Origin of the sequence: Sphingopyxis bauzanensis, from assembly GCF_002205675.1 — a bacterium.
In the GTDB taxonomy this organism is placed as follows: domain Bacteria; phylum Pseudomonadota; class Alphaproteobacteria; order Sphingomonadales; family Sphingomonadaceae; genus Sphingopyxis; species Sphingopyxis bauzanensis.
Window position 1 is genome coordinate 73082 of record NZ_NISK01000005.1, and the last position, 25594, is coordinate 98675.

Here is a 25594-nt window from a genome sequence, read left to right on the forward strand (position 1 = left end):
CGAACCCGTATAGGGGCACAGCCATGATCGCCGTGCCGTCACCGCTCCGCCTGCGCCTTTCGTCTGAAGCGCTCGTTGCCAACTGGCGCTGGCTGGCGCGGCAAAGCGGCGCGGCGGCGTGCGGTGCGGCGCTCAAGGCCGATGGCTATGGTCTCGGCGCGAGCGCTGTGATGCGGCATCTGTCGGCCGCTGGATGCTGCGACTTTTTTGTTGCGACATGGGCCGAGGCAGTAGCGCTGATGCCGCTCCCCGCGGGCGTGTCGCTATCGGTCCTGCACGGGGTAGGCGAGAGCGACATGGTCGCCGCGCGGCTGCTTCCAGCGCGCCCGGTGCTCAACAGCGTCGAACAGGTGCGGCGCTGGCGCGAGGCGGGCGAGGGGCGGCCGTGCGACGTGATGATCGATACCGGCATGAACCGGCTGGGGCTACGCGTCGAGGAGGCGCTGAGCGGCGCGCTCAATGGGCTGACGATTGAAACGCTGCACAGCCATCTCGCGTCGGCCGATGAGGACAGCGACCAGAATGTGCGGCAACTCGCGGCGTTTCGCGCAATCCGCGAGCAAATCCCGGCGCGGCGCTACAGCCTTGCGAACAGCGCGGGTATTTGCCTCGGCTCCGACTTTGCGTTCGACCTGACGCGGCCCGGCATTGCGCTTTACGGCGGGACGCCGCGCGGCGAGGCGCGGGGTCATATCCAGCAGGTCGCTTTTCCCGAAGCGCGCGTGCTGCAAGTGCGAGCGGTGCCGGCGGGCGAGACGGTCGGTTATGGCGCGTCGTGGACCGCTTCGCGCGACAGCCGCATCGCGGTGGTCAATTTGGGCTATGCCGACGGCTATCGGCGCTGCCACGCGGGCAGCGGTGGTGGAACATGGCAGGGGCAGGCGCTGCCGCTTGTCGGCCGCGTGTCGATGGATTTGACGGCATTCGATGCCAGCGAAGCGGTTGGGATAGGCGAGGGCGATTGGCTCAGCCTCGATTATGAGCTGCTGACGGTTTCGGCGCAGAGTGGCCTGTCACAATATGAACTGCTGACGGGGTTGGGGAAGCGGTTCGAGCGCTAACACGTAGCGACATTTCTGATTTTTGGGAAAACGGGAGGCCGCCTTTCGACGGCCTCCGATTATTCCGGTGGTCTAGGCTTAGAGCGAAGCCTCAAAGCCTGCGTAGAAGAAGCGACCCTGAACCGGGAAGATGCCGCTGCCGGCACCGGTCCCCGTTGTGTCAAACGGGGGGCGCGTGTTGAACACATTGTCAACGCCGAAGTAGAAGCGATACTTGTCGATCGGCTCAAAGCCCACGCGGAACGCGTGATAGAGGCGGTCCGGATACTTCTTGAACGGGAATGCATCCGGGTTCGTCGGTGCGCGTCCCTGATGCGAGTGTTGGGTTTCCCAAGCATCAACGGACTGCTTCCCGATGTAGCGGGCTGAATAGCCGATATCGATCGAGCCGAAATCAACATTCGCGTTGAAGTTCGCCGCCCAAATCGGGTCACCAAGCGTTCCGTGGATACGCGTCGAACGCTCGGGTGCGGTGATGAACGAGAAGTCTTCACGCTTCATGTTGTAGGTCGCAACACCCCGCAGATTCATCGTGACGCCATTGTCGAACTGACGACGATAAGAGACGTCAAAGTCGATGCCTTCCGCTTCCCGTGCCGCAAAGTTGAACGGCTGGTTAAGGAACGCCGGGCCGAGGACAGGGAAGTTTAGGGTCGGCTGACCCGTGAAAGTGCGGTTCCCCTGTCCGTCAAAGGTGAAATTGACCAAAGGATCGGCATCGGTACGGCGGAAGACCGCATCACAGAAGGGGTTATCAAGCCCGACGGGATCGTCATAGCAGCGGTTGATGATCGCCTGCCCGGTCAGCCCTTGGATGACGTTGCTGATTTTGATTCGGTAATAGTCAACCGTAAGCGCGAAGCCGGGTACAAAGCTCGGCTGGAACACTGCGCCAACCGTCAGGCTCTTGCCGACTTCGGGGACAAGACTGGGATTGCCTTGGTTGAATCCCGACACGCCAGACGCCGGCGTATTAACCCACGGAATGGTGTTGCCATCGACCACCATAGTTGTCGGAATGCCCGCTGCCGCGCAGTTGCGCGCACGGTTCGGGTCTTGATTAATGACCGTCTGGCTGCACGGATCGACGAGCCCGTTGGCAAAGGTTTCGGCGCGCGTAGCAAACAGATTGCCCAGATTTGGTGCACGAACAGAACGAGCATAGCCAGCACGAATGCGGATGTCCGGCACCGGCGACCAGATGCCCCCGACATTGTACGCCCAGACGCCGCCGGTGTTACCGCCATAGTCGGAATAGCGAGCCGCACCCTCCAATGTCAGTTCATTTGCGAAAGGCATATCGCTCAACAGCGGAATGCGTACTTCGCCGAATGCTTCCTTGATCTCGATCGAGGGCGGATCAAAGATGTCGTTCGAATTGAGGAAGGTTGCGCCAGAACGGGTGAAGGGATCGAAGGCCGAATATGCCTTCTCCTTTCGATATTCGCCGCCGAGCGCAAAACCGACCGGACCGCCCGGCAGATTGAGGAAGGTTCCGGTGTTGCCCGTGATAAACGCAACGGCGTTAAGCTGCTCTGCCCACTGTTCGCGCGAGGACGTGTAGAGCACATAATCCTTCGCTGCCTGTGATGGAGCGCCAAAGCCGAACGGGTTCAGCGGGACGCAGGACGGATCGTCATTCGCCGCATTCGCGTCCGCATTCACCGCGCACACGATTTGGCCTCCGCTGAGAACGGCATTGGTCGCCCGGTTAAACTTCGCGACATCGACGTTGCCGCCGGTTTCATAGTAGGTTTCGGACCGCCCAAAGTTGAGCGCGACTTCATAGCTGAGATTGGAGCTGGTGCCGATATCGCCGCGAACACCGGCGACGACGCGATAGGTTTCACGCTTGTGATCCTCGGCCCGGGTACCGAGGTCATTGTTGAAGCGCTGCATTTGGAACGTCGTAGCACCTGGCGCGAGGATGTTAACCAGCGTGGCGCGCGCCTGGGGCGTCAAGAACGGATTGTTGATCGAAAAGATCGGGTTCAGCGCGCTTGCGATGAAAGTCGGCTGGGTCGACTGCTGCGTCGCATTGATGTGGACATATTTTGCCTCGACGAATGGAACGAAAGCCGGCGAAATCTCGACATGAAACAGCAGATTGCCTGCCATTCGCTCGATGCCCGGCAGAAGCATTGCGTCCTCAAGACCCGAAGCGCCCAAGCCAAACAGTGCTGAACCACCTGCTCCGCGATTGTCGACCAGTCCGTTTTCAGGCCCGTTACGAAGCAGAGTGCCGTCCGGTTGGAAAGCATAATTGTAGGAGAAGCGGCCGCCCGACGTGGGCGACAGCTCGCCCGTGCAGACTGCAGCGACGCGTGCTGCGTTACCTGCTACGGGTGCCGGGCAGGTCGTCAGGACCATGCCGCCAAGCGACACGGTGTTGAAGGTGAAACCGGACGGCAGGAAGCGCGTATTGGGAATACCATTGTCGTTGCGATTCGGAACCGCAACCGGGACGCCATTGACCAAACGAAATGTCGGCTCAACGACCTCAAAACCCGCGGGGCCGACGCCGGTCTGCGCGCCCAGATAATCGCGATCCGAGAAGAAAACGGCGTTGGCACGTGCATATTCACCAGCGAAGGCGATGTTTGCCCGTCCGTCCATGAAGTTTTTGCCGGCAATGCCCGAGATGAAATAGGAACCGCGATCCCCATAGGTCGATGTGCCACCCTGGCCGCGCAGCTTGATCCCATCAAAGTCGCGCTTTGTAACGAAGTTGACGACGCCAGCGACCGCGTCTGAGCCGTAAATCGCCGAATTGCCGCCGGTGATGACGTCAACGCGCTCAAGCAGGTCCACTGGGATGGTATTGGTATCGACGTCATACGAGCCCGGTGAAGACGTCACATGCCTCCGACCATTGACCAGAACCAGCGTCCGCTCGGTGCCCAGGCCACGAAGGTCGAGCAAGTTGATGCCAGCGGTGCCGATGAAGCGGGTCGAGTTCGCCTGGCTAAATGTCGCGCGCAGCGCTGGGAGTTCGTTCAGCGCATCGCCAAGCTGGATGTCGCCGCGGTCAGTCAAGTCGCCCACGGGCACGCTGGTCAGCGGCACGCTAGATTCAAGATTGGGGCGCGCAATACGCGAGCCGGTGACAACAATCGTATCGCGATCCGCATCGTCGGGCGCTGCCGTTGCGTCGACCGATTCCTCGACTTGTTGAGCGAAGGCTGGCTGGCTTACAGACGCGGTCACTGCAAACGCAGCGACACCCATAAGTAGGTGCGACTTGGTCATTATATACTCCCCGGTTGCCCGTCCGACAAAGCAGGACGGCTTGGTGACTAGAAAGCGCGAAAATGACAACCGCACAAGGGATTGATGGCAGAAATCTTACACTGGGGCGCATACCATCGGCCGCTGTGCCATTTTTGCAACAAGCCTGCGCGAATGCGGGGGCGATCAGTCTTACGGCGCATTTGGTCGAACTGTGCAATGAACAGCTTGTTGTGACCAATGCGTAGCTTCGTTTATGTCGACCAATCGGTTTCGCAGGAAACGATCTTGCTTAACGGGGAGTGAGTCGGGATGTCGCAAGCAACGGAAGTCGGGCGTCGCGCCAAACCGTCCAAGGAGCCAAACCCGATGATCGGGGAACGCGCCGCCGAATCGGGCTGCGCCCGAGACGCCATGTTGCGATGCATCATAAATTGATGCTATTGACCGGGCTTGGTCATTACGCCCGACGCGACGAAGTAGATTGTAGCAAGGGTCATGGGAGCACAACAGGCATGGCGAAGTCGAAGACGACAGCGGACGATGGCGTCGTCACGATCAAGAAATACGCCAATCGGCGGCTCTATGACACCGAACGCAGTTGCTACATCACGCTCGAGGATCTCGGCACGATGGTGCGCGACGGGCGCGAGTTTCGCGTTGTTGATGCCAAAAGCGGCGATGACATTACGCACAATGTGCTGACGCAGATCATCATGGATGAGGAAACCCGCGGCGAGACGTTGCTGCCGGTCAATTTCCTGCGCCATCTGATCGGCATGTACGGCGACAAGATGCAGTCGATGGTGCCGCAATATCTGGAAGCGTCGATGACCGCGTTCCGCAAGAACCAGCAGGATGTTCGTGCCGCATTCGACGGCGTACTTGGGTCGAACCCGCTTGCCGAGCTGACGCGGCGGAATATGGAGATGTTCCAGCAGGCGGCGGGCGCCCTGATCCCGGGCGTCGGCGGCGCCAAGGCAAAGGATGCCGAAATCGCGGCTCTGAAAGCCGAAGTGGCGGCGCTCAAGGCCGAACTCGCCAAGAAATAAACGGATCGGGCGCTCCTCCGCCCCCAGCGACAGAAATCGGATTATATGGTCAAACATGCGCTCAGCGTAACCCGGCAGGCCGACTTCGCGGCCTGGTATCAGGATGTCATTGCCGAAGCCGACCTGGCCGAGGAATCGGGCGTACGTGGCTGTATGGTGATCAAGCCGTGGGGTTACGGCATCTGGGAACGCATCCAGACGGTGATGGACGCCGCGATCAAGGATGCCGGGGTCCAGAACTGCTATTTCCCGCTGTTCATCCCGCTCAGCTTCTTTGAGAAGGAAGCCGACCATGTCGATGGTTTTGCCAAGGAAATGGCAGTCGTCACCCACCACCGCCTGATCCAGGACGGCAAGGGCAAGCTGATTCCCGATCCCGAGGCGAAGCTGGAAGAGCCGCTGATTGTCCGGCCGACCTCTGAAACCGTGATTGGCGCCGCGATGAGCCGCTGGGTGCAGAGCTGGCGCGACCTGCCGCTGAAGGTCAACCAGTGGGCGAATGTCGTGCGCTGGGAAATGCGCACCCGCATGTTCCTGCGCACCAGCGAATTCCTGTGGCAGGAGGGCCATACCGCGCACGCCGACAAGGCCGACGCAATGGCCGAGACGCTGCGCGCGCTCGAAATGTACCGCGCCTTTGCCGAGGACGTGCTGGCGATGCCGGTGGTTGCAGGCGAAAAGCCCGAGAATGAGCGCTTTCCGGGCGCGGTCGCGACCTATTCGATCGAGGCGATGATGCAGGACGGCAAGGCACTGCAGGCCGGCACCTCGCATTACCTCGGCACCGGTTTTGCCGAGGCGGCGGGCATTCGGTATCAGGACAAGGACGGCGGCCATAGCCTCTGCCACACGACGAGCTGGGGCACGTCGACGCGGATGATCGGCGGCGTCATCATGACGCATGGCGACGACGACGGGCTGCGCTGTCCCCCGCGCATCGCGCCGCACCAGATCGTCATCGTACCAATGCTGCGCGACAATGAAGAGGATCAGGCGATCCTCGACTATTGTGCTGCGCTGCAGGCCGAACTGAAGACGCTCGATGCGTTTCGCGAGCCGCTGCGCGTCCATCTCGATGCGGGGGCGAACAAGGCGCAGACCAAGCGCTGGGGCTGGGTCAAGAAGGGCGCGCCGGTCATCCTCGAAATCGGTCCGCGCGACGTCGCCGGCGGCAATGTTGCGGTGATCCGCCGCGACCGGCTGTACAAGGACGATGGCAAGCTCAATTCGGCGTTTATCGCGAAGGGCGATTTTGTTGGCCAAGCGGTCGCGACGCTGGAGGATATCCAGACGAGCCTTCATGCCGAGGCAAAGCAGCGCCTCGACGCCAATATCCGCCGCGACGTCACCGACCTTGCCGCGCATTTCAAGGGCGACGACAAGTTCGTCGGCTGGGCCGAAGTGCAATGGTCGCGCCCGACCGGCGCGGCGCTCGACAAGATCGTCGAGCAGTTGAAGGCGTTCAAGCTGACGATGCGCAACACCCCGCTCGACGCCGCACCCGCTGACGGCAAATGCTTCTTCACAGGCGAACCCGCGATCGAGCGCGTGCTGGTCGGCCGAACCTACTGAGCGCACGAGCGGCTTGCGCTGTACGCGAGGCACCATTACCCTGACTGCCGAGGGGCAGAAGGAGACTGGCAATGCGTTTTCCCATGCTGATCGCGGCGGTGGCCCTGGCCGCTACCGCGCTTCCCGTCGCCGCGCACCACGGCTGGTCGTCGTATGACGAGAGCAAGCCGGTGACATTGAATGGATCGTTTGCAGAACTGTCGTGGGGCAACCCGCACGGCGCCGCCAAGATGCGCTGGAAAGGCAAGCTGTGGGATGTAATCCTGGCGCCGACCAGCCGGATGGAAGCGCGGGGGCTGTCGCGCGCCGAAGTCGAGCCCGGCAAGCGGGTTCGCCTGACCGGGTACATCCGGCGCGATGGCACCGCCGAAATGCGGGTCGAACGCGTGATGATCGGCGACAAGACGGTCGAACTGCGCTGAGCGAGGCGGCGTGGAACCGCTGCTGACCGCCGCCGCGACCTGGCTCGATGCCGTCGGCATCGGGCCGTGGGCGCGCGGATCGTCGCTGGTCTATCCGGTGGCCAACACGCTCCACCTGCTGGGGCTAGTGATGCTGGTTGGCGGGATCGGTGTTGTCGATTTGCGCATCGTCGGCCTGTGGCGGACGCTGCCGATCGGGGCACTGTCGCGCGCATTGACGCCGATCGCGATTGGCGGGCTGTTGGTAATGGCCGCGAGCGGGACGATATTGTTCGCGGCGGACGGCGACGCGCTGGCCAGGTCACAGACCTTTGCGCGCAAGCTGATCGTGATTGCGCTGGCGCTGGCCAATGCGGCCGCCTTCCGCCTGCTCTGGTGGACGAAGTTCGACGACTGGCGCGGCGCAGTGCCGGGGGCTGCGCGCGCGATGGCGGCGCTGTCGCTGGCCTTGTGGCTGACGGCTGGGGCATTGGGCCGCTGGATTGCCTATAGCTGACCCGTGCGGCTCACCGCCGTTGATCGCTTGGTAAAGTCCGTGGGCGGGCCTATAGTCACGCGCAATGAACAAGCGTCCGAACCTCTCGCCCGGGCTGCCCAGCAGCCAACAGATCATCGATTTTATCACCACGTCGAACGAGGCGGTCGGCAAGCGCGAGATCGCCAAGCATTTCGGATTACACGGGGCCGAAAAGATCGCGCTGAAGGCGTTGCTCAAGGACATGACCGACGAGGGGCTGGTCGATCTGGCGCCCGGACGCGCCTTTCACAAGCATGGCGGGTTGCCGCGGGTGACGGTGCTGCGGGTCGCGGCGATTGATGGCAGCACGGTCTGGGCAGTTCCTGAACATTGGGAAGGGGCTGGACCGGCGCCGCGCCTTCGCGTGATGGAACAGGGGCGCAAGGGCGCGCTGGGCATGGGCGACCGCATCCTCGCGCGCACCGAGGAGCGCGGCGGCGGCCATATCGCGCACCCGATGAAAAAATTGCAGGCGGGCGGCGAGACGGTGATCGGGGTGCTGGTCGAGGATATGGGACCCGGCGGCAAACCGATCCTGTGGCTGCGCCCGGCCGACAAGCGCGCGCGCCATGATTTTGCGGTCGCCGACAAGGGCGACGCCAATATCGGCGACCTGGTGCGCGCCGAACTGACCGGGCGCGGTCCGGCGATCAAGGCAAAGGTCGTCGAGCGTCTGGGCGATCCGTTTGCGCCGAAGTCGCTGAGCATGATCGCGATTGCGCGGCACGAAATCCCGCATGTGTTCGGCGCTGAAACGCTCGCCGAGGCGGAGATCGCTGCGAAGCTGCCGCTGACACCCGACGGGCGCGAGGATCTGCGCTACCTGCCGATCATCGCGATCGACCCGATCGATGCGCGCGACCATGACGATGCAGTGTGGGCTGAGCCTGACACCGACGGCCCCAACAAGGGCGGCTTTCGCGCGATCATCGCGATCGCCGATGTCAGCTACTATGTACGCCCCGATGGCGCGCTCGACCGCGAGGCGCGGCGGCGCGGCAACAGCGTCTATTTTCCTGACCAGGTTGTGCCGATGCTGCCCGAAACGCTGTCGGCGGGCGTCTGCTCGCTGAAAGCCGGGCAGGACCGCGCCGCGCTGGCGTGCCACCTGGTTATCGACAAGCAGGGCAAGGTGACGTCGTGGCGGTTCACCCGCGCGCTCGTGCGGCTGCGCGCGAATATCGCCTATGAACATGCGCAGGCGGCGTATGACGACGGTGCGCCGCGCGAGGATTGGGATGCCGACGTGCTCCCGGCGCTGCAAAACCTGTGGGCTTGCTGGGTGCTGCTCGCCAAGGCACGCGCTGCCCGCGCGCCCCTCGACCTCGATCTGCCCGAACGGCAGGTCGTTCTCGACGAGCAGGGCGGGATCGCCGAAATCCGCGTCCGCGACCGGCTCGATTCGATGCGGCTGATCGAGGATTATATGATCGCGGCGAACGTCGCGGCGGCAAAGGCGCTCGAGGCGAAGAAATCGCCGGTGATGTACCGCATCCACGAACCGCCGAGCCGCGAAAAGCTGGTAAGCCTGAAGGATTATCTCGAAACCTTTGAACAGAGTTTCGCGCTGGGGCAGGTCATCACGCCGGCGGTGTTCAATCGACTGATTGATGGCTTTTCCGAAGACGACCGCTTGCCCGAGATCATGCAGGCGATCCTGCGCAGCCAGACACAGGCCTATTATGGCCCCGCCAATGCAGGCCATTTTGGGCTCGCACTCGGCAGTTACGCGCATTTCACCTCGCCGATCCGCCGCTACGCCGACCTGATCGTCCACCGCGCGCTGGTGGATGGCTACAAGCTCGAAGTCCCGGGCAAGCCCAAGGGTTTGCCCGAACGCACCGGGCTGGGCGATGCCGACGCCAAGGGGCTGTCGCGCATCGGTGAGGCGATCAGTGCGCTCGAACGCCGCGCGATGGAGGCCGAACGCGAAACGGTCGATCGTTATGTTGCCGCCTACCTGTCGAACAAGAAGGGCGAAATCGTCCAGGCGCGGATCACGGGGGTGCAGCCGTTCGGCTTCTTTGCGACAGTTGACGGGCTGGGCGGCGACGGGCTGGTCCCGGTGTCAACCTTGGGCAACGAGCGTTTTTTCTATGATGAAAAGGCGCGGACGCTCGACAGCGAGCATGGCCGGGTGAGCTTTACCGTCGGCGAGCGGCTCGAACTGCGGTTGATCGATGCCAATCCGATCAGCGGCGCGCTGCGCTTCGAACTGCCCGATGCGCCCGAGGGCGGATATCGCAACCGCCCGCCGCGGCGTGACGGAATGAAGGACAAAGCGGGAAAACATGTCGTCGGCAAGCGCGGGCGGCCGGCGAATATCAAGCACAAGGGGCGGCGGCGCTAAACACCTCGTCATGGCGAGGAGCGAAGTGACGCGGCGTTCAAGTATGTGCGTAAACCGGGCTGGATTGGTTGGCCTACGGCCGCCTTCGGCCCGCTTCGCGCGCAATGACGAACCCTGTTACCGCCCCGCGAGCTTCTGCAACAACGCCGCGCTCGCCTCATCCGCCGGAAAAAACGCCTCGATCGCCAGCTCCGACAGCGTGATATCGACCGGCGTCCCGAAAATCGTCACCGTCGACACGAACGAAATCCGCCCCGCATCGGTGTTCAGGATCAGCGGCACCGCGATGCTGCTGGCATGGCTATCGCGATGCTCGGCGCGGTGGTCGTCGCTTCGCACCGCATAGCCCGCCAGCTCGTCGCGTAGCGCGATCAGCCCGGCATCGGCGCTCGCCGCAATCTGGACGTCCATCCGCTCCAGGATATGCGCGCGCCATTCGCCATAGTTGACGATCTGCGGTGCCAGCCCTTCGGGATGCAGCGCGATGCGCAGCACATTGACCGGCGGCGCGAGCAGGGCAGGGGACACCTGCGCGATCAGGATCGCAATCGCCTCGTTCGCGGCGATCATGTTCCAGTGGCGATCGACCGCGAGCGCCGGATAGGGCTCATGTCCCTTCAGCACATGCTCCACAATCGCGCGCACCCCGGCCATTTCGGGACTGTCGAGCGGGCGTTCCTGATAATCGGGGGCGTAACCCGCGGCGAGGAGCAGCGCGTTGCGCGCGCGGTGCGGGACTTCGAGCCGGTCCGCGATCCGCTGCAACATTTGCGCGCTGGGTTTGGATCGCCCGGTTTCGATAAAGCTCAGATGCCGGGTCGACATGTCAGTATCGAGCGCCAGATCCATCTGGCTCATCCGGCGGCGGCTGCGCCATTCGCGAAGTTGGGTGCCGAGCGGTGCGGGTTGCATGATCGTCTCCTTTGCCGCGAGAGCTATACCCCGGCTTTCTGCTTTTCCATTACCTCGCGCGTAATCGACTGGTCGCATTTTCGGCGGCAGATGGAGCGGGCAATCGAAAGGAGAACCCCAATGTCCCTCTTCAATCTCAAGAACACGCTGATCATCGATGCCATCACCTGCACCGGATTGTTCGTCTTTTGCGTCTTTGCGACTGCGACGGTCGCCACCCTGCTCGGCCTCCCCTCCGCCGTGGTGACCGTCGCAGGCTGGATCGGGCTGCCGTCGGCGCTGCTGATGCTGTTCGTCGCCAGCCAGAAGGTGCCAAGCAAGGGGCTGGCGAATTTGATCGCGGTCGGCAACCTCGGCTGGGTGCTCGCCAGCTTCGCGGTGCTGGCGATCTTTGCGGGCCAGATGACCGGGCTTGGCATCGCGGTCGTCATCGTCCAGGCGATCGGCGTGCTGGTTTTCGCGATCTACGAGGCCAAGGGCGCGGCCGTTTTGCCGCGCACGGTTACCGTCTAACTCAGCGCATCGAGCCGGGCGAGGTCGATGCCGCCCGGCACGATCATCACCGGGCAGGGCAGCGTTCCGGCGTCCTGTCCGGTGAAATGCGCGACCAGCGGCCCCGGCGCGCCGTTGGCCGCGGTGGCCAGCACCAGCGCCGCAATCTCGTCGCTGGCGTTGATCACCTCGCGCACGACATCGGCGGGTTTCCCAGATTTCACCATGATTTGCGGCGTCACCCCGGCTTCCTGCACGACGGCGTCGGCGGCGGCGGCGACCAGCTCCTCCGCATGTTCGCGTGCTTCGGCTTCGATCGTGGCCTGCACGGCGCCAAAGGCGACGAAGTCCTGCGGCGTCACGATCGCCAGCACTGCGACTCCGCCGCCAGTCCGTGCCGCGCGCCGCGCCGCAAAGCGCAGCGCCAGCGTCGCCTCGGGGCTGTCGTCGATCACCACCAGATACGTCCGCATGCCCCGACCCCCATTATGCTTTTTGCGAGTGGAGAGTGCGTCACATTCGTATGAAAGGCAAGTTTGCCCCGCTGGACCTTGACCGCCACAATGCTTAAGGCAAGGAACAAGCCGTAGCGGCAGGCACCGCCTGCAAGACTGACAGGGAACATGTCTTACCATGCCAATCGAACTGAAAATGCCCGCCCTCTCGCCGACGATGGAGGAAGGCACGCTGGCCAAATGGCTGGTCAAGGAGGGGGACACCGTCAAATCGGGCGACCTGCTGGCCGAGATCGAGACCGACAAGGCGACGATGGAATTTGAAGCCATCGACGAGGGGGTGGTCAGCCAGATCCTGGTCGCCGAGGGCACCGATGGGGTGAAGGTTGGCACCGTGATCGCGGTAATTACGGGTGAGGGCGAAGATGCGAGCGCGAAGGCGGCTCCGGCACCGGCACCTGCCGCGGCTGCACCGGAGGAGAAGGCGGAAGTCCCCGCACCAGCCAAAGACGTCGCTTCAGCTCAAGCTGGGGCTGCCTCCGTCAGCGCACGCACGCCAGCGGCTTCCACTGGCACGACGGAAAAAGGTGATCGCATCAAGGCCAGCCCGCTCGCAAAGCGTCTCGCCGCCGAACGCGGCATCGACCTGTCGACGATCACCGGCACCGGCCCTGGCGGGCGCATCGTCAAGGACGACCTTGACGGCGCCCCGGCAGGTGCCGCTGCGCCCGCAGCCGCACCCAGCGCAACCGCACCCGCCGCAGCAGCGCCCGCTGCAACGACGGCTCCCGCCGCCGCAGGTCCGATCCCCGATTTCGGCATCCCGCACGAGGACACCAAGCTCAGCGGCATGCGCAAGACGATCGCGCGCCGCCTGACCGAGTCGATGCAGCAATCGCCGCACATCTACCTGACCGTCGATATCCGCCTCGACGCGCTGCTCAAGCTGCGCGGCGAACTCAACGCCAGCCTTGAAAGCCGCGGGGTCAAGCTCAGCGTCAACGACATGCTGATCAAGGCGCTCGCGGTCGCGCTCGAACGCGTGCCGGCGTGCAACGTCAGCTTCGGCGGCGACGTGATGCGCCAGTATAGCCGCGCCGACATCTCGGTCGCGGTCAGCATCCCCGGCGGGCTGATCACCCCGATCATCACCGACGCGGGCGGCAAGTCGATGTCGAAAATCTCGACCGAAATGGCCGAGCTCGCGGGACGCGCGAAGGAAGGCAAGCTCCAGCCCAGCGAATATCAGGGCGGCACCGCCAGCATCTCGAACATGGGCATGATGGGGATCAAGCAATTCACCGCGGTGATCAACCCGCCGCAGGCGATGATCATGGCGATCGGTGCGGGCGAGAAGCGCCCCTATGTGGTCGACGACGCGCTCGCGATCGCCACCGTGATGTCGGCGACCGGCAGCTTCGACCACCGCGCGATAGATGGGGCGGATGGCGCGCTGCTGATGAAGACCTTCAAGGAGCTTGTTGAAAGCCCGCTGGGACTGGTGGCGTAAACATGGCTGACACCAACTACGACCTCATCGTCCTCGGCTCGGGGCCCGGCGGCTATGTGGCAGCGATCCGCGCGGCTCAACTGGGCCTGAAAACCGCGATCGTCGAGCGCGAAAATCTTGGCGGTATCTGCCTCAACTGGGGCTGCATCCCGACCAAGGCGCTGCTGCGTTCGGCGGAAATCTATCATTATATGCAGCACGCCGGCGATTACGGCCTGATCGCGCAGCAGATCAGCGCCGACATCGACGCGGTGGTAAAGCGCAGCCGCGGCGTTGCAAAGCAGCTAAGCCAGGGCGTTGCCTTCCTGATGAAGAAGCACAAGATCACCGTCCATATGGGCGAGGGCAAGCTGACCGCGCCGGGCAAGCTGGACGTCAAAGGTGAGAAGGGCATCGAAACCCTCACCGCCAAGAATATCATCGTCGCCACCGGCGCCCGCGCGCGCGACCTGCCGTTCGCGCCCGCCGACGGCAAGCGCATCTGGACTTATCGCCACGCGCTCGTCCCGCCCGAAATGCCCAAGAAATTGCTCGTCATCGGATCGGGCGCGATCGGGATCGAATTTGCGAGCTTCTACAGCGACATGGGCGCCGAAGTAACCGTCGTCGAAATGCTCGATCGGCTTGTCCCGGTCGAGGATGCCGATGTGTCGGCCTTCCTGGAAAAGCAGCTCAAGAAACAGGGCATGACGATCTTCACCGGCGCCGGGGTCGAGGAACTGAAGGCGACCGCCAACGGCGTCACCGCGAAGATCAAGACCAAGGACGGCAAGACCGAGAGCGCCGAATTCAGCCACGCGATCGTCGCGATCGGGATCGTCCCGAACACCGAGAATATCGGGCTGGAGGCGCTCGGCGTGACGACGACCAAGGGCCATATCGACACCGACGCGATGTGCCGCACCAATGTCCCCGGCATCTGGGCGATCGGCGACGTCACCGCGCCGCCGTGGCTGGCGCACAAGGCGATGCACGAATCGGTCATTTCGGTCGAGGCGATCGCGGGCAATCACCCGCACGCTATGGACCCGCGCAACATTCCCGGCTGCACCTATTGCCGCCCGCAAATCGCCAGTGTCGGCCTGACCGAGGCGAAGGCGAAGGAACTCGGTTACGAGGTCAAGGCCGGAACCTTCCCCTTCATCGGCAACGGCAAGGCGATAGCGCTCGGCGAATCCGAAGGCTTCACCAAGACCGTGTTCGACGCCAAGACCGGCGAACTGCTCGGCGCGCACATGATCGGCGCCGAGGTCACCGAGCTGATCCAGGGCTATACGATCGGCAAGACCGCCGAGCTGGTCGAGGATGATTTCATCGGCACCGTCTTCCCGCATCCGACATTGAGCGAGACGATGCATGAGGGCGTGCTGGCGGCGTTTGGACGGCCGCTACATATCTAGCAATTAACGTCAGGGCGGGCGACGATGGACCGGTGCGCTGCCGCGCCTTGCCTCCGTTGCCCGCGCCTTTCAACGTTCCGGATCATGACGCAAATCCGTCGCTTTGCCGCGCCGGCCGACATACGACGCCGATCGAGCGTGGGCGGCCGCCGCTGACCGTCGTTGATTGCGCTATGAACCGCCTTTGGCCATAAACGATGGCGTGAAAGCTGCACCCTCCCGCACCGCCATCATCCGCAACGCCCTGATCGCCACGCTATTGCTGTTCGCAATGGTCAGCGCCGTGGTCGCGGCGGGCTTGGTCGATGGCCTCGACCAGCAGATCAGCGCCGCGCTGGTGATGACCGTGGACACCGCGCCAAGCTGGTGGATCCTGTTTATGCAGGGTGTCAGCTGGATCGGTGGCGGGCTGCCGCGGTGGGGGATCGTCATCCTGCTTTGCGCGCTGGTCTGGCACTGGTGCGGGCCGCGCTGCGCGGCGGCGCTGGGCGGAGCGTCGTTGATCGCCAATTTTGCCTCGAGCGTGCTGAAAATGTCCTTCGGGCGCCCGCGTCCCGATCTGGTGCCGCATCTTGATCATGTCGGTAGCGCTGCCTACCCCAGCGGCCATGCGACGAGCGCGGCGGTGGTCTATCTCCTCCTTGCCTGGCTTGCACCGCTGCGCTGGCGGACGGCGGCCTGGGCGCTGGCGGCGACCATGATCATCTTCAACGCCTTTTCGCGCATCATGCTGGGCGTGCATTGGGCGAGCGACATTGTCGGCGGGACGTTGCTCGGGGCGGCCTTTGCGCTGCTCGGCGCGTGGTGGGTCGGCGCGCGCCGCGAGCGGAACGGCGGCGCACTAAGGGAATCGTAAACTGTCGCTGCTATCGAGGCGCGCGCAATTGCGGGAGCTTCGGTATGGACATTTCCCCTGTCATCATATTTTTCCTGGTCGGCGGGCTGTTGCTTGCGCTGCCGCTGATCATCAAAAAATTGCGCGCTACCGTTAGCAGCGATGACGCGGCAGGTGTGGGCTTCGAAGCGAGGCTGAAACCCGGTGAGGTCGTCGTTGAACCGGCGTTCGATCCCGATGCCGCCTTCGCCAATTACATGCGCAAACGCGAAGCAGGGCTGGCGGGCGACGTGTCGGTCGATCCGCTGGAAGACGTGCCCGCACGCCCCGCCAGCTTTGGCCGCAAGGCGATCTAGCCGCCGCTTCGCTCTCGACAGCCGCGCGCCATCGGTTACGAATGCGTCATGGCGCAAGGCACCCATGATTTCGTCCGCGATCCGCGTAACGACGCGATCCTGATCAACGTCAGCGGCACGCTCGTGCCGCGCGCACAGGCCAGCGTGTCGGTGTTCGATAGCGGTTTCATGCTCGGCGACGGGGTGTGGGAGGGGATTCGCGTCCACAAGGGGCGCATGGCGTTCCTCGACCAGCATCTTGACCGGTTGTGGGAGGGGGCCAAGGCGATCGCGATGGACATCGGCATCGACCGTGTGGCGCTCACCCAGCGGCTCTACGATACGATCGAAGGCAATGGCATGGACGCCTGCCACATCCGCTTGATGGTGACGCGCGGTATTCGGTCGACGCCCTATCAGGATCCGCGCGTCGTCATCTCGCCCGCGACGATCGTGATCATCGCCGAATATAAGGATCCGCTGCCGTCGACGGTCGAGAAAGGCCTGTCGCTGTTCACCGTGCATGTGCGCCGCGGCGACCCGGCGGTGCAGGATCCCAAGCTCAACTCGCATTCGAAGCTCAACTGCATCACCGCGTGCATTCAGGCGGCGCAGGCGGGCGCCGACGAGGCGCTGATGCTCGACCCCCACGGCTTTGTAGCGACGTGCAATTCGACCCATTTCTTCATCGTCCGCAAGGGCGAGGTATGGACGTCGAGCGGGGATTATTGCCTAGCGGGGATCACGCGCAGCAATGTCATCCGCATCTGCCGCGAGAATGATATCCCAGTGTTCGAGAAGAATTTCTCACTGACCGAGGTCCATGGCGCCGATGAAGCGTTTGTGACCGGCACCTTTGCCGGGGTCGTCCCGGCGCACACGATCGACGGGCGGGTACTGACCGAGGGGCGCGGGCCGATGGTCGAGCGGTTGCAGGGCTTGTACAAGGCATTGATCGAGCGGGATATTGCGGGGCGCGGCCGCCCGTGACCGACTGCATCCGTATCGCGATGTGGTCGGGACCGCGCAATCTCTCGAGGGCGATGATGCGCAGCTTCGGCAGCCGCGCTGATACCCATGTCACCGATGAGCCTTTCTACGGCGCCTATCTGAAATCGACCGGCGATCCGCAGCCGATGGCGGACGACGTCCTGGCTTCCATGGACTGCGACTGGCAAAGCGTCGCGCGCAGCATGACCGGGCCGAACCCGGCGGACACGCCGATCTGGTATCAGAAACATATGGCGCACCATATGGTCGGCCCGATCGCGCACGACGACCTGCCGGGCCTCCGCCACGCCTTCCTGATTCGCGATCCGGCGCGCGTTATTGCGAGCTATGCGGCCAAGCGCGTGGCGGTGCGGCCCGACCATCTGGGGACCGACAAGCAGGTCGAATTTTTCGACCGCGAAGCCGATCGGCTGGGCCATGCGCCGCCGGTGATCGATAGCGCCGACATGCTGGGCGATCCGGCGGCGATGCTGCAGAAATTATGCGCGCTGCTGGGGATTGAATGGGATCCGGCGATGCTGTCTTGGGAGGCCGGATTGCGGCCAACCGACGGCATATGGGCGAGCCATTGGTATGACGCGGTCGCGGCGAGTACGGGCTTTGGCGCACCCGACAAGCCGCAGCCCGAGCTGACGTCGGAGGCCCAAAGCGTGGCCGACGCCTGTCGACCCGACTACGACTATCTGGCGCAGCACAGGATCAAAGCCTGATCCTCGTTATAGCTGCGCAACGGCGAGGAACAATTGCACGCCGCTCTCATTTTCCGCTGTCCTATTAAGTCCCGCTTTGCCATCTAGTTTGCCGGCACCAACAACAGGGCGGGTCAAACATGCAATCGCGAGTGAAGTTTGGCAGTTTTCTGCGGGGAATCGGTTTGGGCTCGGCGGCGCTTTTCGCTGCATCAGCGGTAGCGCAGGAACCCAGCGGGCAGACGGTCATAACCGCCGCACGCTATGTCGATGTGCTGACCGGCAAGACGGTCGAATATCCAGCGATCTTCGTCGGCCCCGATGGCCGCATCACCAATATCGCCGATGCGCGGGTCATCAAATGGGGCAGCGACGTCAAACATATTGACCTCGGCGACAAGACGCTGGTTCCCGGCCTGATCGACATGCACGTCCACCTCGACGGTCCCGCCGACATCGGCGGCTATCGCGGGCTGGAATTCACCGACAGTTTCTGGGGCATGACCGCGGTCAAAAATGCGCGCGACATGCTCGATGCCGGGTTCACCACCGTGCGCAACGTCGGTGCGGGCGATCGCAACGATATCGGGCTGAAGCAGGCGATCGACGCCGGCTATGCCGTGGGACCGCGTATCGTCCCTGCGGGCTATGCGCTGGGCGCGACCGGCGGCCATTGTGACAGCACCTTCCTGCCCCCCAGCATGGAAAAGGAGAATGCCAAGGAAGAGGGGATCGGCGATACCCCCGACGAGCTGCGTTATCAGGTCCGCCGCCAGCGCAAATATGGCGCCGAAGTGATCAAGGTGTGCGCGACCGGCGGCGTCTTCTCGCGCAACACCGAACCCGGTCAGTTGCAGGTGCCCGAGTCCGAGCTGCGCGCGATCGCCGACGAGGCGCATCAGTGGGGGCTGCGCGTCGCCGCCCACGCGCATGGCGGCGCAGGGATCCGCGCCGCGATTGCTGCCGGGATCGATACGATCGAACATGCCAGCCTCGTCGACGACGAAGGCATCCGCATGGCGGTGGCGCGCAAGCAGCCGGTGTGGTTCGCGATGGACATCTTCAACACCGAATATACCCAGGCCGAAGGCGCCAAGAACGGGGTGCTCGAGGATAATCTGCGCAAGGATCGCGAGATCGCGCAGATTCAGCGCGACAATTTCCGCAAGGCGCACCGCGCCGGGGTGCGGATGGTTTTTGCGTCTGACGCCGGGGTGATGCCGCACAGCCAGGTCGGCGGCCAGTTCCGCGTGATGGTCGAATATGGAATGACCCCGCTGCAAGCCATTCAGGCGGCGACAAAGAACGCCGCCGAGGCGCTGGGGCGCGAGAAGGACGTCGGGGCGATCGCGGTGGGGCGTTATGCCGATCTGGTCGCGGTCGAAGGCGATCCGCTTACCGATGTGCGCCAGCTGGAAAGCGTCGATGCGGTGGTCAAGGGCGGAGTGCTGGTGAAGGGGGAGTAGTCACGCCCACCTGAAGCCGTTCGTACCGAGCTTTTTTGAAGCACCGTAGTTCTTCGCTGCAACGGTGAAGGGAAGGACAGCCCTTCGACAAGCCCAGGGCGACGGAAATTTGGTTGCTCAATACACCACCAGCTTCTCCACGATCGCATCGCGCATGTCTGGGGTGAAGTTCAGCACCGCCTCGGCATAGGTTGCCACATCGCCATGATCGCGGCGCACCGTTGCCAGTGCGGCGTCGAGGAAGATTGGGTTCACCGACATCAAGGTGCGGATCGCGTCGTCGTGGATTTCGGAATTGTAACGGGCGCGGATGACATCGCCGCCCTGCGCAATCCGCTCCTCGATCTTGCCCGCGCTGTTGGTGAGCAGATAATCGTGCATCAGATCATCCTCATGCACTCCAAGCAGCCGGTGGACGATCGCAACCGCAAAGCCGGTACGGTCCTTGCCCGCGACGCAATGGACCAGGCTGGGCGCGTCATATTCGGCGAGCGCAGCAAGATAGAGGCGCAGCGTGTTCACCAGCACCGGACGGTAGGGCATCCCGGCATAGACATCGATCATCCGCGAGCGCGCCGTGTCGTTATCGATCGTACCTCCTGCCGCCTGCAAATGGGGGGCGAGACCCGCGGTATTGCCTTCGGCATAGAGAACGCGCGCCGAAAAGCCTTCGGGTCGCCGACAGGGATGCAGGGCGCGTTCGTCGTCACCGCGCAGATCGATGATCGTCTCGATCCCCAGCTTGTCGATCGCCACCAGATCGTCGTCGTTAGCGTCCTGATGATGCGCCGAACGCCACAACATGCCGCTGCGCAGCCGCCCGCCGCCCTCGACCGCATAGCCGCCATAATCGCGGAAATTGTGGATACCGGTCAGGGGCAGGACGCGCTCGGCAATCATGGTCATTCTCCTGTAAACACCGGCGGGCGTTTTTCGACGAAGGCATTGATCGCCTCCCGGTTGTCGGCCGTTTCGTGCACAATCGCCTGATAGGCGGCGCTGAGCTCCAAGATGTCGCTCATCCGGCTATGCTGCGCCTCGCGCAGCAGCCTTTTGGTCAGGCGCAGCGCGCGCGGCGGATTGCACACGATCCGTTCGGCAATCGCGACCGCGCGGTCGAGCAGTTCCGCGTCGGGGACGACGTCCGTGACCAGACCATATTCCTTTGCCTGCTGCGCGTCAAAGCGGTCGCCGGTCAGGAACAGTTCGGCGGCGCGGGGATAGCCCAGCACCTTCTGGAGCAACCAGGCGCCGCCGTCGCCGGGAACGATCCCGACCTTGATAAAACTGCACGCGAATTTGGCGCTTTCGGCGGCGATGCGGATGTCGCAGGTGCAAGCGAGGTCGCAGCCCAGGCCAATGGCGTGACCGTTGACCGCAGCGATCATCGGCACTTCGCAGTCCATCAGCGCGCGGATCACCGCCTGCACGCCCTTGCGATAATTGGCGCGGGTAGAGTCGGGCTGGTCGAGGACGCCGATGCCAGTGCGATCCTGCATGCCTTTGAGGTTGCCGCCGGCGCTGAAGGCCTTGCCGCTGCCGGTCAGGATGATTGCGCTGACGCCGCGATCGTCGCCAAGGGAGCGGAGCGTGTCGATGATGTCCTGGCAATCGTCATGGGTGCCGATCGCGTTCATGCTTTCGGGCTTGATCATGGTCAGGATTGCGATCTTGCCCCGCCGCTCGACACTCAAAAATTCGCCCATGATCAAAATTCCTTTCCTGTTGGCAAAGGCTATTGCATGGCTGCCGGGACATGCAAGGCTTTGCACTCTATCCTTTCGATCCACCTGGCGATGTCGCGGCACGGCGCGACGAATTGCGAGCATGGCTTGCGGTGAATCAACCGCAAGGCGACATCGTTGCGCGCGCCAATTGCTGGGCAAGCTTCGATGCCGATTTCAGCCGTGCGCTGGGCGCTGCGGGCTATGTCGGGATGACACTCCCGGCGCGGTACGGCGGCGGCGACCGGCATCCGCTTGAACGCTATGTGGTGATCGAGGAATTGCTGGCGGCGGGTGCGCCGGTTGGTGCGCACTGGATCGCTGACCGCCAGACGGGTCCGCTGATCCTGCGCTATGGCAGCGAGGAGCAGCGCGAACGCTATCTGCCGGGAATTGCCAAGGGCGAGCTTTACGCGTGCATCGGCCTGTCCGAACCCGGTGCAGGTTCCGACCTAGCCGCGGTGCGCACGACAGCGCGCGAAACCGCCGCGGGCTGGCGCATCAACGGCCAGAAAATCTGGACCACCGGCGCGCATTTTTCGCACATCATGCTGGCACTTGTCCGCTCCGAAGAGGGCAGCGAGCGAGGCGCGGGATTGAGCCAGCTGCTAATCGATCTCGACACCCCCGGGATCACGATCCGCCCGATCATCGACATGGCGGGTCATCATGATTTCAACGAGGTGTTTTTCGACGATGTGCTGGTGCCGCACGGCGCCTTGGTCGGGACGCGCGGGCAGGGGTGGCAACAGGTTACCGCCGAGCTGGGTCTCGAACGATCCGGGCCGGAGCGCTATCTGTCGAGCCACGCGCTGCTTGCCGCGCTGATCGATGCAGCGGGCGCCGATCCCGATCCGGCGGTCGCGTCGCTGATTGGCGAACTGGCGGCCGAAATGTGGACGCTGCGCCGACTGTCGATGTCGACCGCGGCGAAGCTGGCGGCGGGCGAGGATCCGATGGTCGAGGCGTCGGTGGTCAAGGAATTGGGCAATGCGTTCGAGCAGGACATGCCGCGCCGGGTGCAAGCGATCGTGACAAGCGGCTGGGACGACCCGGACGATCTGGCGCGCCTGCTCCGCGCCCTGCTGATCGCATCGCCCAGCTTTTCGCTGCGCGGCGGGACGCGCGAGGTGATCCGCGGGATCATCGCACGCGGACTGGGCCTGCGATGAGCGCGGCGCGCGAGATGCTGTGTGATACCGCGCGGGCGGTGTTCGCCGAGGCGGCGCCGGCGGGGATGGGCCCCATTGAGGAAGCCGGTTTTGCGTTGTTGCTGGTGCCGGAAGACGCGGGCGGCTTTGGCGGTGACTGGGGCGACGTGAATGCGGTGCTGCAGATTGCCGGAGTCGTGGTTCCCGACCTGCCGGTTGCCGAGCTGATCGTGAATGATGCGCTGCAACCCGCCGCGACCGTGAGCCTGATGGCGGGAGCGATGGGTCAGGCGCTGGCGCTGTCGATCGAGCATGTGAACACGCGCCAACAGTTCGGGCGGCCGCTGGGGAAATTTCAGGCGGTGCAGCAATCGCTGGCGGTGATGGCGTGCGAGGTGCGCGCGGTCGAAGCGGCAGCGGCGGCGCTGGCGGCGCGGCTGGATGCGGTGGGTCTTGATGTCGCTGCAGCGGAATTCGAGATTGCTGCGACGAAGCTGCGTGCGAACCGCGCGGTCGGGGTCGTCACCGCGATCGCGCACCAGGTGCATGGCGCGATCGGCTTTACCCGCGAATATGAACTCAGCCGGGTCACGATCCCTCTGATGCGCTGGCGCGGCGCGCATGGGAATGATGCGTATTGGGCGCAGCTACTCGGGCGGCAGGTTGCGGAGTTTGGCGGCAAGGGGCTGTGGGAAGCACTAACCGCGCGTTGAGCTCCTGCAATATATTCCGTTCGCAGCGAGCCAAGTCGAGATGCCTTTGGGCGATGCGCCACGTCAGGGTGTCCCGTCTTCGCCCGGCACGAACGGAGGTTGGCAATTACCGCACCGCGCCACCTTCGCGCAGCGCCCTAATCCGTGCTGCGTCATAGCCGAGGCCCGCCAATACCGCATCGCCATCGGCGCCGACAGCCGGGGCGGGGCGCGGGGCGTCGTTGACCGTTGCGGAATAGCGCGGCGCGGGAGCGGGCTGGACCGCGCCGCCGATTTCGACAAACGTCTCACGCGCTACGTTATGAGGGTGCTGGGGCGCTTCGCTCAGCGACAGGATCGGCGCGAAGCAGACGTCGGTCATCTCCATGATCGCGCACCATTCGTCGCGGGTCCTGGTCGCAAAAATCGCGGTCAGTTTTTGCTTGAGCGATTCCCATTGCGAAGGATCCATTTGAGCATCGAAGGAAGGGTCGTTTTGCAGTCCGGTCTTCTCGCGCAGCAGCGCATAGAATTGCGGTTCGATCGATCCGATCGAGATGAATTTGCCATCGGCGCAGACATAGCTGTCATAGAAATGCGCGCCGCCGTCGAGCATGTTGACCCCGGCCTCGTCCTTGAGTCGACCAGCCGCGTGGAACCCCCAGCTCATCCCGGCGAGCAGCGCCGATCCGTCCGTCATCGCGCAATCGATCACCTGACCCTCGCCGGTACGCGCCGCATGGACGAGCGCACTCGACATGCCGAACGCCAGCATCATCCCACCGCCGCCAAAATCGCCGACATAATTGACCGGCGGCACCGGCTTTTCGCCCGCGCGGCCGATGCCGTGAAGGACGCCCGACAGCGAAATATAATTAATGTCGTGGCCTGCTGCCTGCGCATAAGGTCCATACTGGCCCCAGCCCGTCATGCGGCCATAAACAAGCTTCGGATTGTCGGCGAGCAGCACATCTGGGCCAAGCCCGAGCCGTTCCATCACGCCCGGGCGATAGCCCTCGATGATCCCGTCGGCGCTTTTGCAAATATCACGCGCGATCGCGACCGCTTCCGGGTTCTTCATATCGAGCACGATCGAGGTCCGGTTGCGGCTGAGCGGATCGCGCGGGTCCATGAAACCGCCGGGGCGGTCGATGCGGATCACCTCGGCGCCATGATCGGCGAGCATCATCGCGCAAAAGGGACCGGGACCAATGCCCGCAAATTCGATGATTTTGATTCCGCGCAACGGTCCTGACATATCTTGCTCCCTGTTTGCTCATATTCGATTGTAGGCGGCGAGTGCGGCCCGGTTGTCTTTGAAGTGTCCCAATGCGATTCTAGCGCGTCATTGATCCCGAACGGAGAGGTTTCCTAAAATGCTCAATCGCCGCCAGTTTTCCATGACCGCCTTTGCCTTTGCGGGCCTTGCCATGCAGAGCCGCGCCGCGGCGGGTGGACTGATGGCGACCGCGCCCGGTTATGGTCCGCTGCAAAGCGACCCCGCGGGGCTGATCGACCTGCCGCCCGGGTTTTCCTACCAGATTGTCTCGCAGTTGGGCGACGCGATGAACGACGGGTGCCGCGTCCCCGATCGCGCTGACGGCATGGGCTGTTTCCGCCTCGATAGCGGCAAGCTGGCGCTGGTGCGCAATCACGAGCTCGGACCGCAGCATATCGCCAGCGGGCCTTTGAATGCTGGCGCGGCGGTGCCGCAAGGCACATTCGACCGCGTTGGCGGCGCGGCCATTCCGGGCGGCACGACGACGCTGGTGCTCGATGCCAGCACACTGAAGGTTGAGCAGGAATATCTCAGCTTGCTCGGTACGATCCGCAACTGCGCGGGCGGGGTGACGCCTTGGAACAGCTGGCTGTCGTGCGAGGAAAGCGTCGCTGGCCCTGCTGATGGCGTCGGGCAGCCGCATGGCTGGATTTTCGATGTACCCGCCGGCGCCGGAAAGCTTGTCAAGGCCGAGCCGTTGAAAGCGATGGGTCGTTTTGTGCGCGAGGCCGCGGCAGTCGATCCGCGCACCGGCATCGTCTATATGACCGAGGATCGCGACGACAGCCTGTTCTACCGTTTCCTGCCTGACGTTCCGGGGTCGCTCCACCGCGGCGGGCGATTGCAGGCGCTGGCCTTTTTCGACCAGAGCATCGGCGACAGCCGCAACTGGACGACGCCGGTGATGCAGCCGGGAAGCTGGCATTTCGCCGCCTGGATCGACCTCGACGACCCCGAAAGCCCCGCCGACGACCTGCGCCTGCGCGGCGCGACCAAGGGCGCGGCCCGATTTGCGCGCGGCGAAGGCATCCATTGGGGCGACGATGAGCTTTATTTTACCTGCACGTCGGGCGGCCCCGCAAAACAAGGCCAGATCATGCGCTATCGCCCCTCGCATGATGAGGGGACGCCGCAGGAACGATCGAATCCCGGGCGGTTGCAATTGTTCCTCGAATCGTCCGATCCCGCGCAATATTGCTTCGGCGACAATCTGACGGTCGCACCCAACGGGCATCTGATCGTCTGCGAAGATCAATATGGCGATGTCGTCGACAACCATCTGCGCGGCGTCACTCCTTATGGCGAGGTTTATGCCTTTGGCCGGATACGGACGCAGACCGAGCCGGCAGGGGTGTGTTTTGCCCCCGACGGCAAGACCATGTTTTTGAATCTGTACAGTCCGACCAAGACGCTGGCGATCCGTGGCCCGTTCTGAGCCGAC

At 63.7% G+C, this 25594-nt stretch carries 23 protein-coding genes; 17 read left to right on the forward strand and 6 right to left on the reverse strand.

The features are described 5' to 3' along the window. Window positions 1-23: 23 nt before the first annotated feature. Entirely contained in the window at window positions 24-1061 is a 1038-nt protein-coding gene (gene alr, locus CDQ92_RS18710; RefSeq protein ID WP_088443598.1) for an alanine racemase, read from the forward strand. Between the two features lie 78 nt (window positions 1062-1139). On the opposite strand, the gene CDQ92_RS18715 is transcribed toward alr, so the two are convergent. Beyond that, the gene (locus CDQ92_RS18715; RefSeq protein ID WP_088443600.1) at window positions 1140-4310 is read right to left on the reverse strand and encodes a TonB-dependent receptor domain-containing protein; all 3171 of its coding nucleotides are present in this window, start codon (window positions 4308-4310) and stop codon (window positions 1140-1142) included. A 494-nt stretch (window positions 4311-4804) separates the two neighbouring features. Between CDQ92_RS18715 and phaR the strand changes: the two genes are divergently transcribed. From phaR to CDQ92_RS18740, 5 genes are all read left to right on the forward strand, one after another. Continuing rightward, window positions 4805-5341, forward strand: a complete 537-nt coding sequence (gene phaR / locus CDQ92_RS18720; protein WP_088443604.1) for a polyhydroxyalkanoate synthesis repressor PhaR — start codon at window positions 4805-4807, stop codon at window positions 5339-5341. Window positions 5342-5386: 45 nt separating this feature from the next. Next, window positions 5387-6913, forward strand: coding sequence for an aminoacyl--tRNA ligase-related protein (locus CDQ92_RS18725; protein WP_088443607.1), 1527 nt, complete (start codon window positions 5387-5389; stop codon window positions 6911-6913). 71 nt (window positions 6914-6984) lie between these two features. Then, the gene (locus CDQ92_RS18730) at window positions 6985-7335 is read left to right on the forward strand and encodes a DUF6152 family protein (protein ID WP_088443610.1); all 351 of its coding nucleotides are present in this window, start codon (window positions 6985-6987) and stop codon (window positions 7333-7335) included. Between the two features lie 10 nt (window positions 7336-7345). Continuing rightward, complete coding sequence (locus CDQ92_RS18735; protein WP_088443614.1) at window positions 7346-7831, forward strand: hypothetical protein; 486 nt, start codon at window positions 7346-7348, stop codon at window positions 7829-7831. Between the two features lie 64 nt (window positions 7832-7895). Continuing rightward, window positions 7896-10202, forward strand: a complete 2307-nt coding sequence (locus CDQ92_RS18740; protein WP_088443618.1) for a ribonuclease R family protein — start codon at window positions 7896-7898, stop codon at window positions 10200-10202. Between the two features lie 117 nt (window positions 10203-10319). On the opposite strand, the gene CDQ92_RS18745 is transcribed toward CDQ92_RS18740, so the two are convergent. Further along, window positions 10320-11114 carry a helix-turn-helix domain-containing protein gene (locus CDQ92_RS18745; protein ID WP_088443620.1) on the reverse strand — a complete coding sequence of 265 codons (795 nt, stop codon included), beginning with the start codon at window positions 11112-11114 and terminating at the stop codon, window positions 10320-10322. A 120-nt stretch (window positions 11115-11234) separates the two neighbouring features. Between CDQ92_RS18745 and CDQ92_RS18750 the strand changes: the two genes are divergently transcribed. Further along, window positions 11235-11627, forward strand: a complete 393-nt coding sequence (locus CDQ92_RS18750; protein WP_088443623.1) for a hypothetical protein — start codon at window positions 11235-11237, stop codon at window positions 11625-11627. On the opposite strand, the gene CDQ92_RS18755 is transcribed toward CDQ92_RS18750, so the two are convergent. Then, on the reverse strand, window positions 11624-12079 hold the full coding sequence (locus CDQ92_RS18755; protein ID WP_088443626.1) for a universal stress protein: 456 nt from the start codon (window positions 12077-12079) through the stop codon (window positions 11624-11626). The two genes, CDQ92_RS18750 and CDQ92_RS18755, sit on opposite strands and share 4 nt — an antisense overlap. Before the next feature lie 160 nt (window positions 12080-12239). On the opposite strand from CDQ92_RS18755, the gene CDQ92_RS18760 reads away from it, so the two are divergent. From CDQ92_RS18760 to CDQ92_RS18790, 7 genes are all read left to right on the forward strand, one after another. Then, on the forward strand, window positions 12240-13571 hold the full coding sequence (locus CDQ92_RS18760; protein WP_088443630.1) for a pyruvate dehydrogenase complex dihydrolipoamide acetyltransferase: 1332 nt from the start codon (window positions 12240-12242) through the stop codon (window positions 13569-13571). Between the two features lie 2 nt (window positions 13572-13573). Further along, window positions 13574-14971 carry a dihydrolipoyl dehydrogenase gene (lpdA, locus tag CDQ92_RS18765; protein ID WP_088443632.1) on the forward strand — a complete coding sequence of 466 codons (1398 nt, stop codon included), beginning with the start codon at window positions 13574-13576 and terminating at the stop codon, window positions 14969-14971. Window positions 14972-15173: 202 nt separating this feature from the next. Then, complete coding sequence (locus CDQ92_RS18770) at window positions 15174-15827, forward strand: phosphatase PAP2 family protein (protein ID WP_088443635.1); 654 nt, start codon at window positions 15174-15176, stop codon at window positions 15825-15827. Window positions 15828-15871: 44 nt separating this feature from the next. After that, entirely contained in the window at window positions 15872-16162 is a 291-nt protein-coding gene (locus CDQ92_RS18775) for a hypothetical protein (protein WP_088443637.1), read from the forward strand. A 48-nt stretch (window positions 16163-16210) separates the two neighbouring features. Continuing rightward, entirely contained in the window at window positions 16211-17131 is a 921-nt protein-coding gene (locus CDQ92_RS18780; RefSeq protein WP_088443640.1) for an aminotransferase class IV, read from the forward strand. Next, window positions 17128-17862 carry a sulfotransferase-like domain-containing protein gene (locus CDQ92_RS18785; RefSeq protein WP_088443642.1) on the forward strand — a complete coding sequence of 245 codons (735 nt, stop codon included), beginning with the start codon at window positions 17128-17130 and terminating at the stop codon, window positions 17860-17862. The genes CDQ92_RS18780 and CDQ92_RS18785 overlap by 4 nt, the downstream gene beginning before the upstream one ends. A gap of 119 nt (window positions 17863-17981) precedes the next feature. After that, on the forward strand, window positions 17982-19307 hold the full coding sequence (locus CDQ92_RS18790) for a Xaa-Pro dipeptidase (protein ID WP_088443644.1): 1326 nt from the start codon (window positions 17982-17984) through the stop codon (window positions 19305-19307). Between the two features lie 117 nt (window positions 19308-19424). Here the strand turns inward: CDQ92_RS18790 and CDQ92_RS18795 are convergent, their stop codons facing one another. Beyond that, window positions 19425-20213, reverse strand: coding sequence for a tyrosine-protein phosphatase (locus tag CDQ92_RS18795; RefSeq protein WP_088443647.1), 789 nt, complete (start codon window positions 20211-20213; stop codon window positions 19425-19427). Beyond that, entirely contained in the window at window positions 20210-21013 is an 804-nt protein-coding gene (locus CDQ92_RS18800; RefSeq protein ID WP_088443650.1) for a crotonase/enoyl-CoA hydratase family protein, read from the reverse strand. Before CDQ92_RS18800 ends, CDQ92_RS18795 begins: the two co-directional genes overlap by 4 nt. A gap of 50 nt (window positions 21014-21063) precedes the next feature. Between CDQ92_RS18800 and CDQ92_RS18805 the strand changes: the two genes are divergently transcribed. Both CDQ92_RS18805 and CDQ92_RS18810 read left to right on the forward strand, forming a co-directional pair. Next, window positions 21064-22203, forward strand: a complete 1140-nt coding sequence (locus CDQ92_RS18805; protein WP_088443654.1) for an acyl-CoA dehydrogenase family protein — start codon at window positions 21064-21066, stop codon at window positions 22201-22203. Then, on the forward strand, window positions 22200-22895 hold the full coding sequence (locus CDQ92_RS18810) for an acyl-CoA dehydrogenase family protein (RefSeq protein WP_088443656.1): 696 nt from the start codon (window positions 22200-22202) through the stop codon (window positions 22893-22895). Before CDQ92_RS18805 ends, CDQ92_RS18810 begins: the two co-directional genes overlap by 4 nt. A gap of 106 nt (window positions 22896-23001) precedes the next feature. Here CDQ92_RS18810 and CDQ92_RS18815 read toward each other — a convergent pair whose 3' ends face one another. After that, the gene (locus tag CDQ92_RS18815) at window positions 23002-24132 is read right to left on the reverse strand and encodes a CaiB/BaiF CoA transferase family protein (protein WP_088443658.1); all 1131 of its coding nucleotides are present in this window, start codon (window positions 24130-24132) and stop codon (window positions 23002-23004) included. Between the two features lie 118 nt (window positions 24133-24250). Between CDQ92_RS18815 and CDQ92_RS18820 the strand changes: the two genes are divergently transcribed. Next, a complete protein-coding gene (locus tag CDQ92_RS18820) occupies window positions 24251-25588 on the forward strand; it encodes an alkaline phosphatase PhoX (protein ID WP_088443660.1) in 1338 nt (445 codons plus the stop codon). Window positions 25589-25594 lie beyond the last annotated feature (6 nt).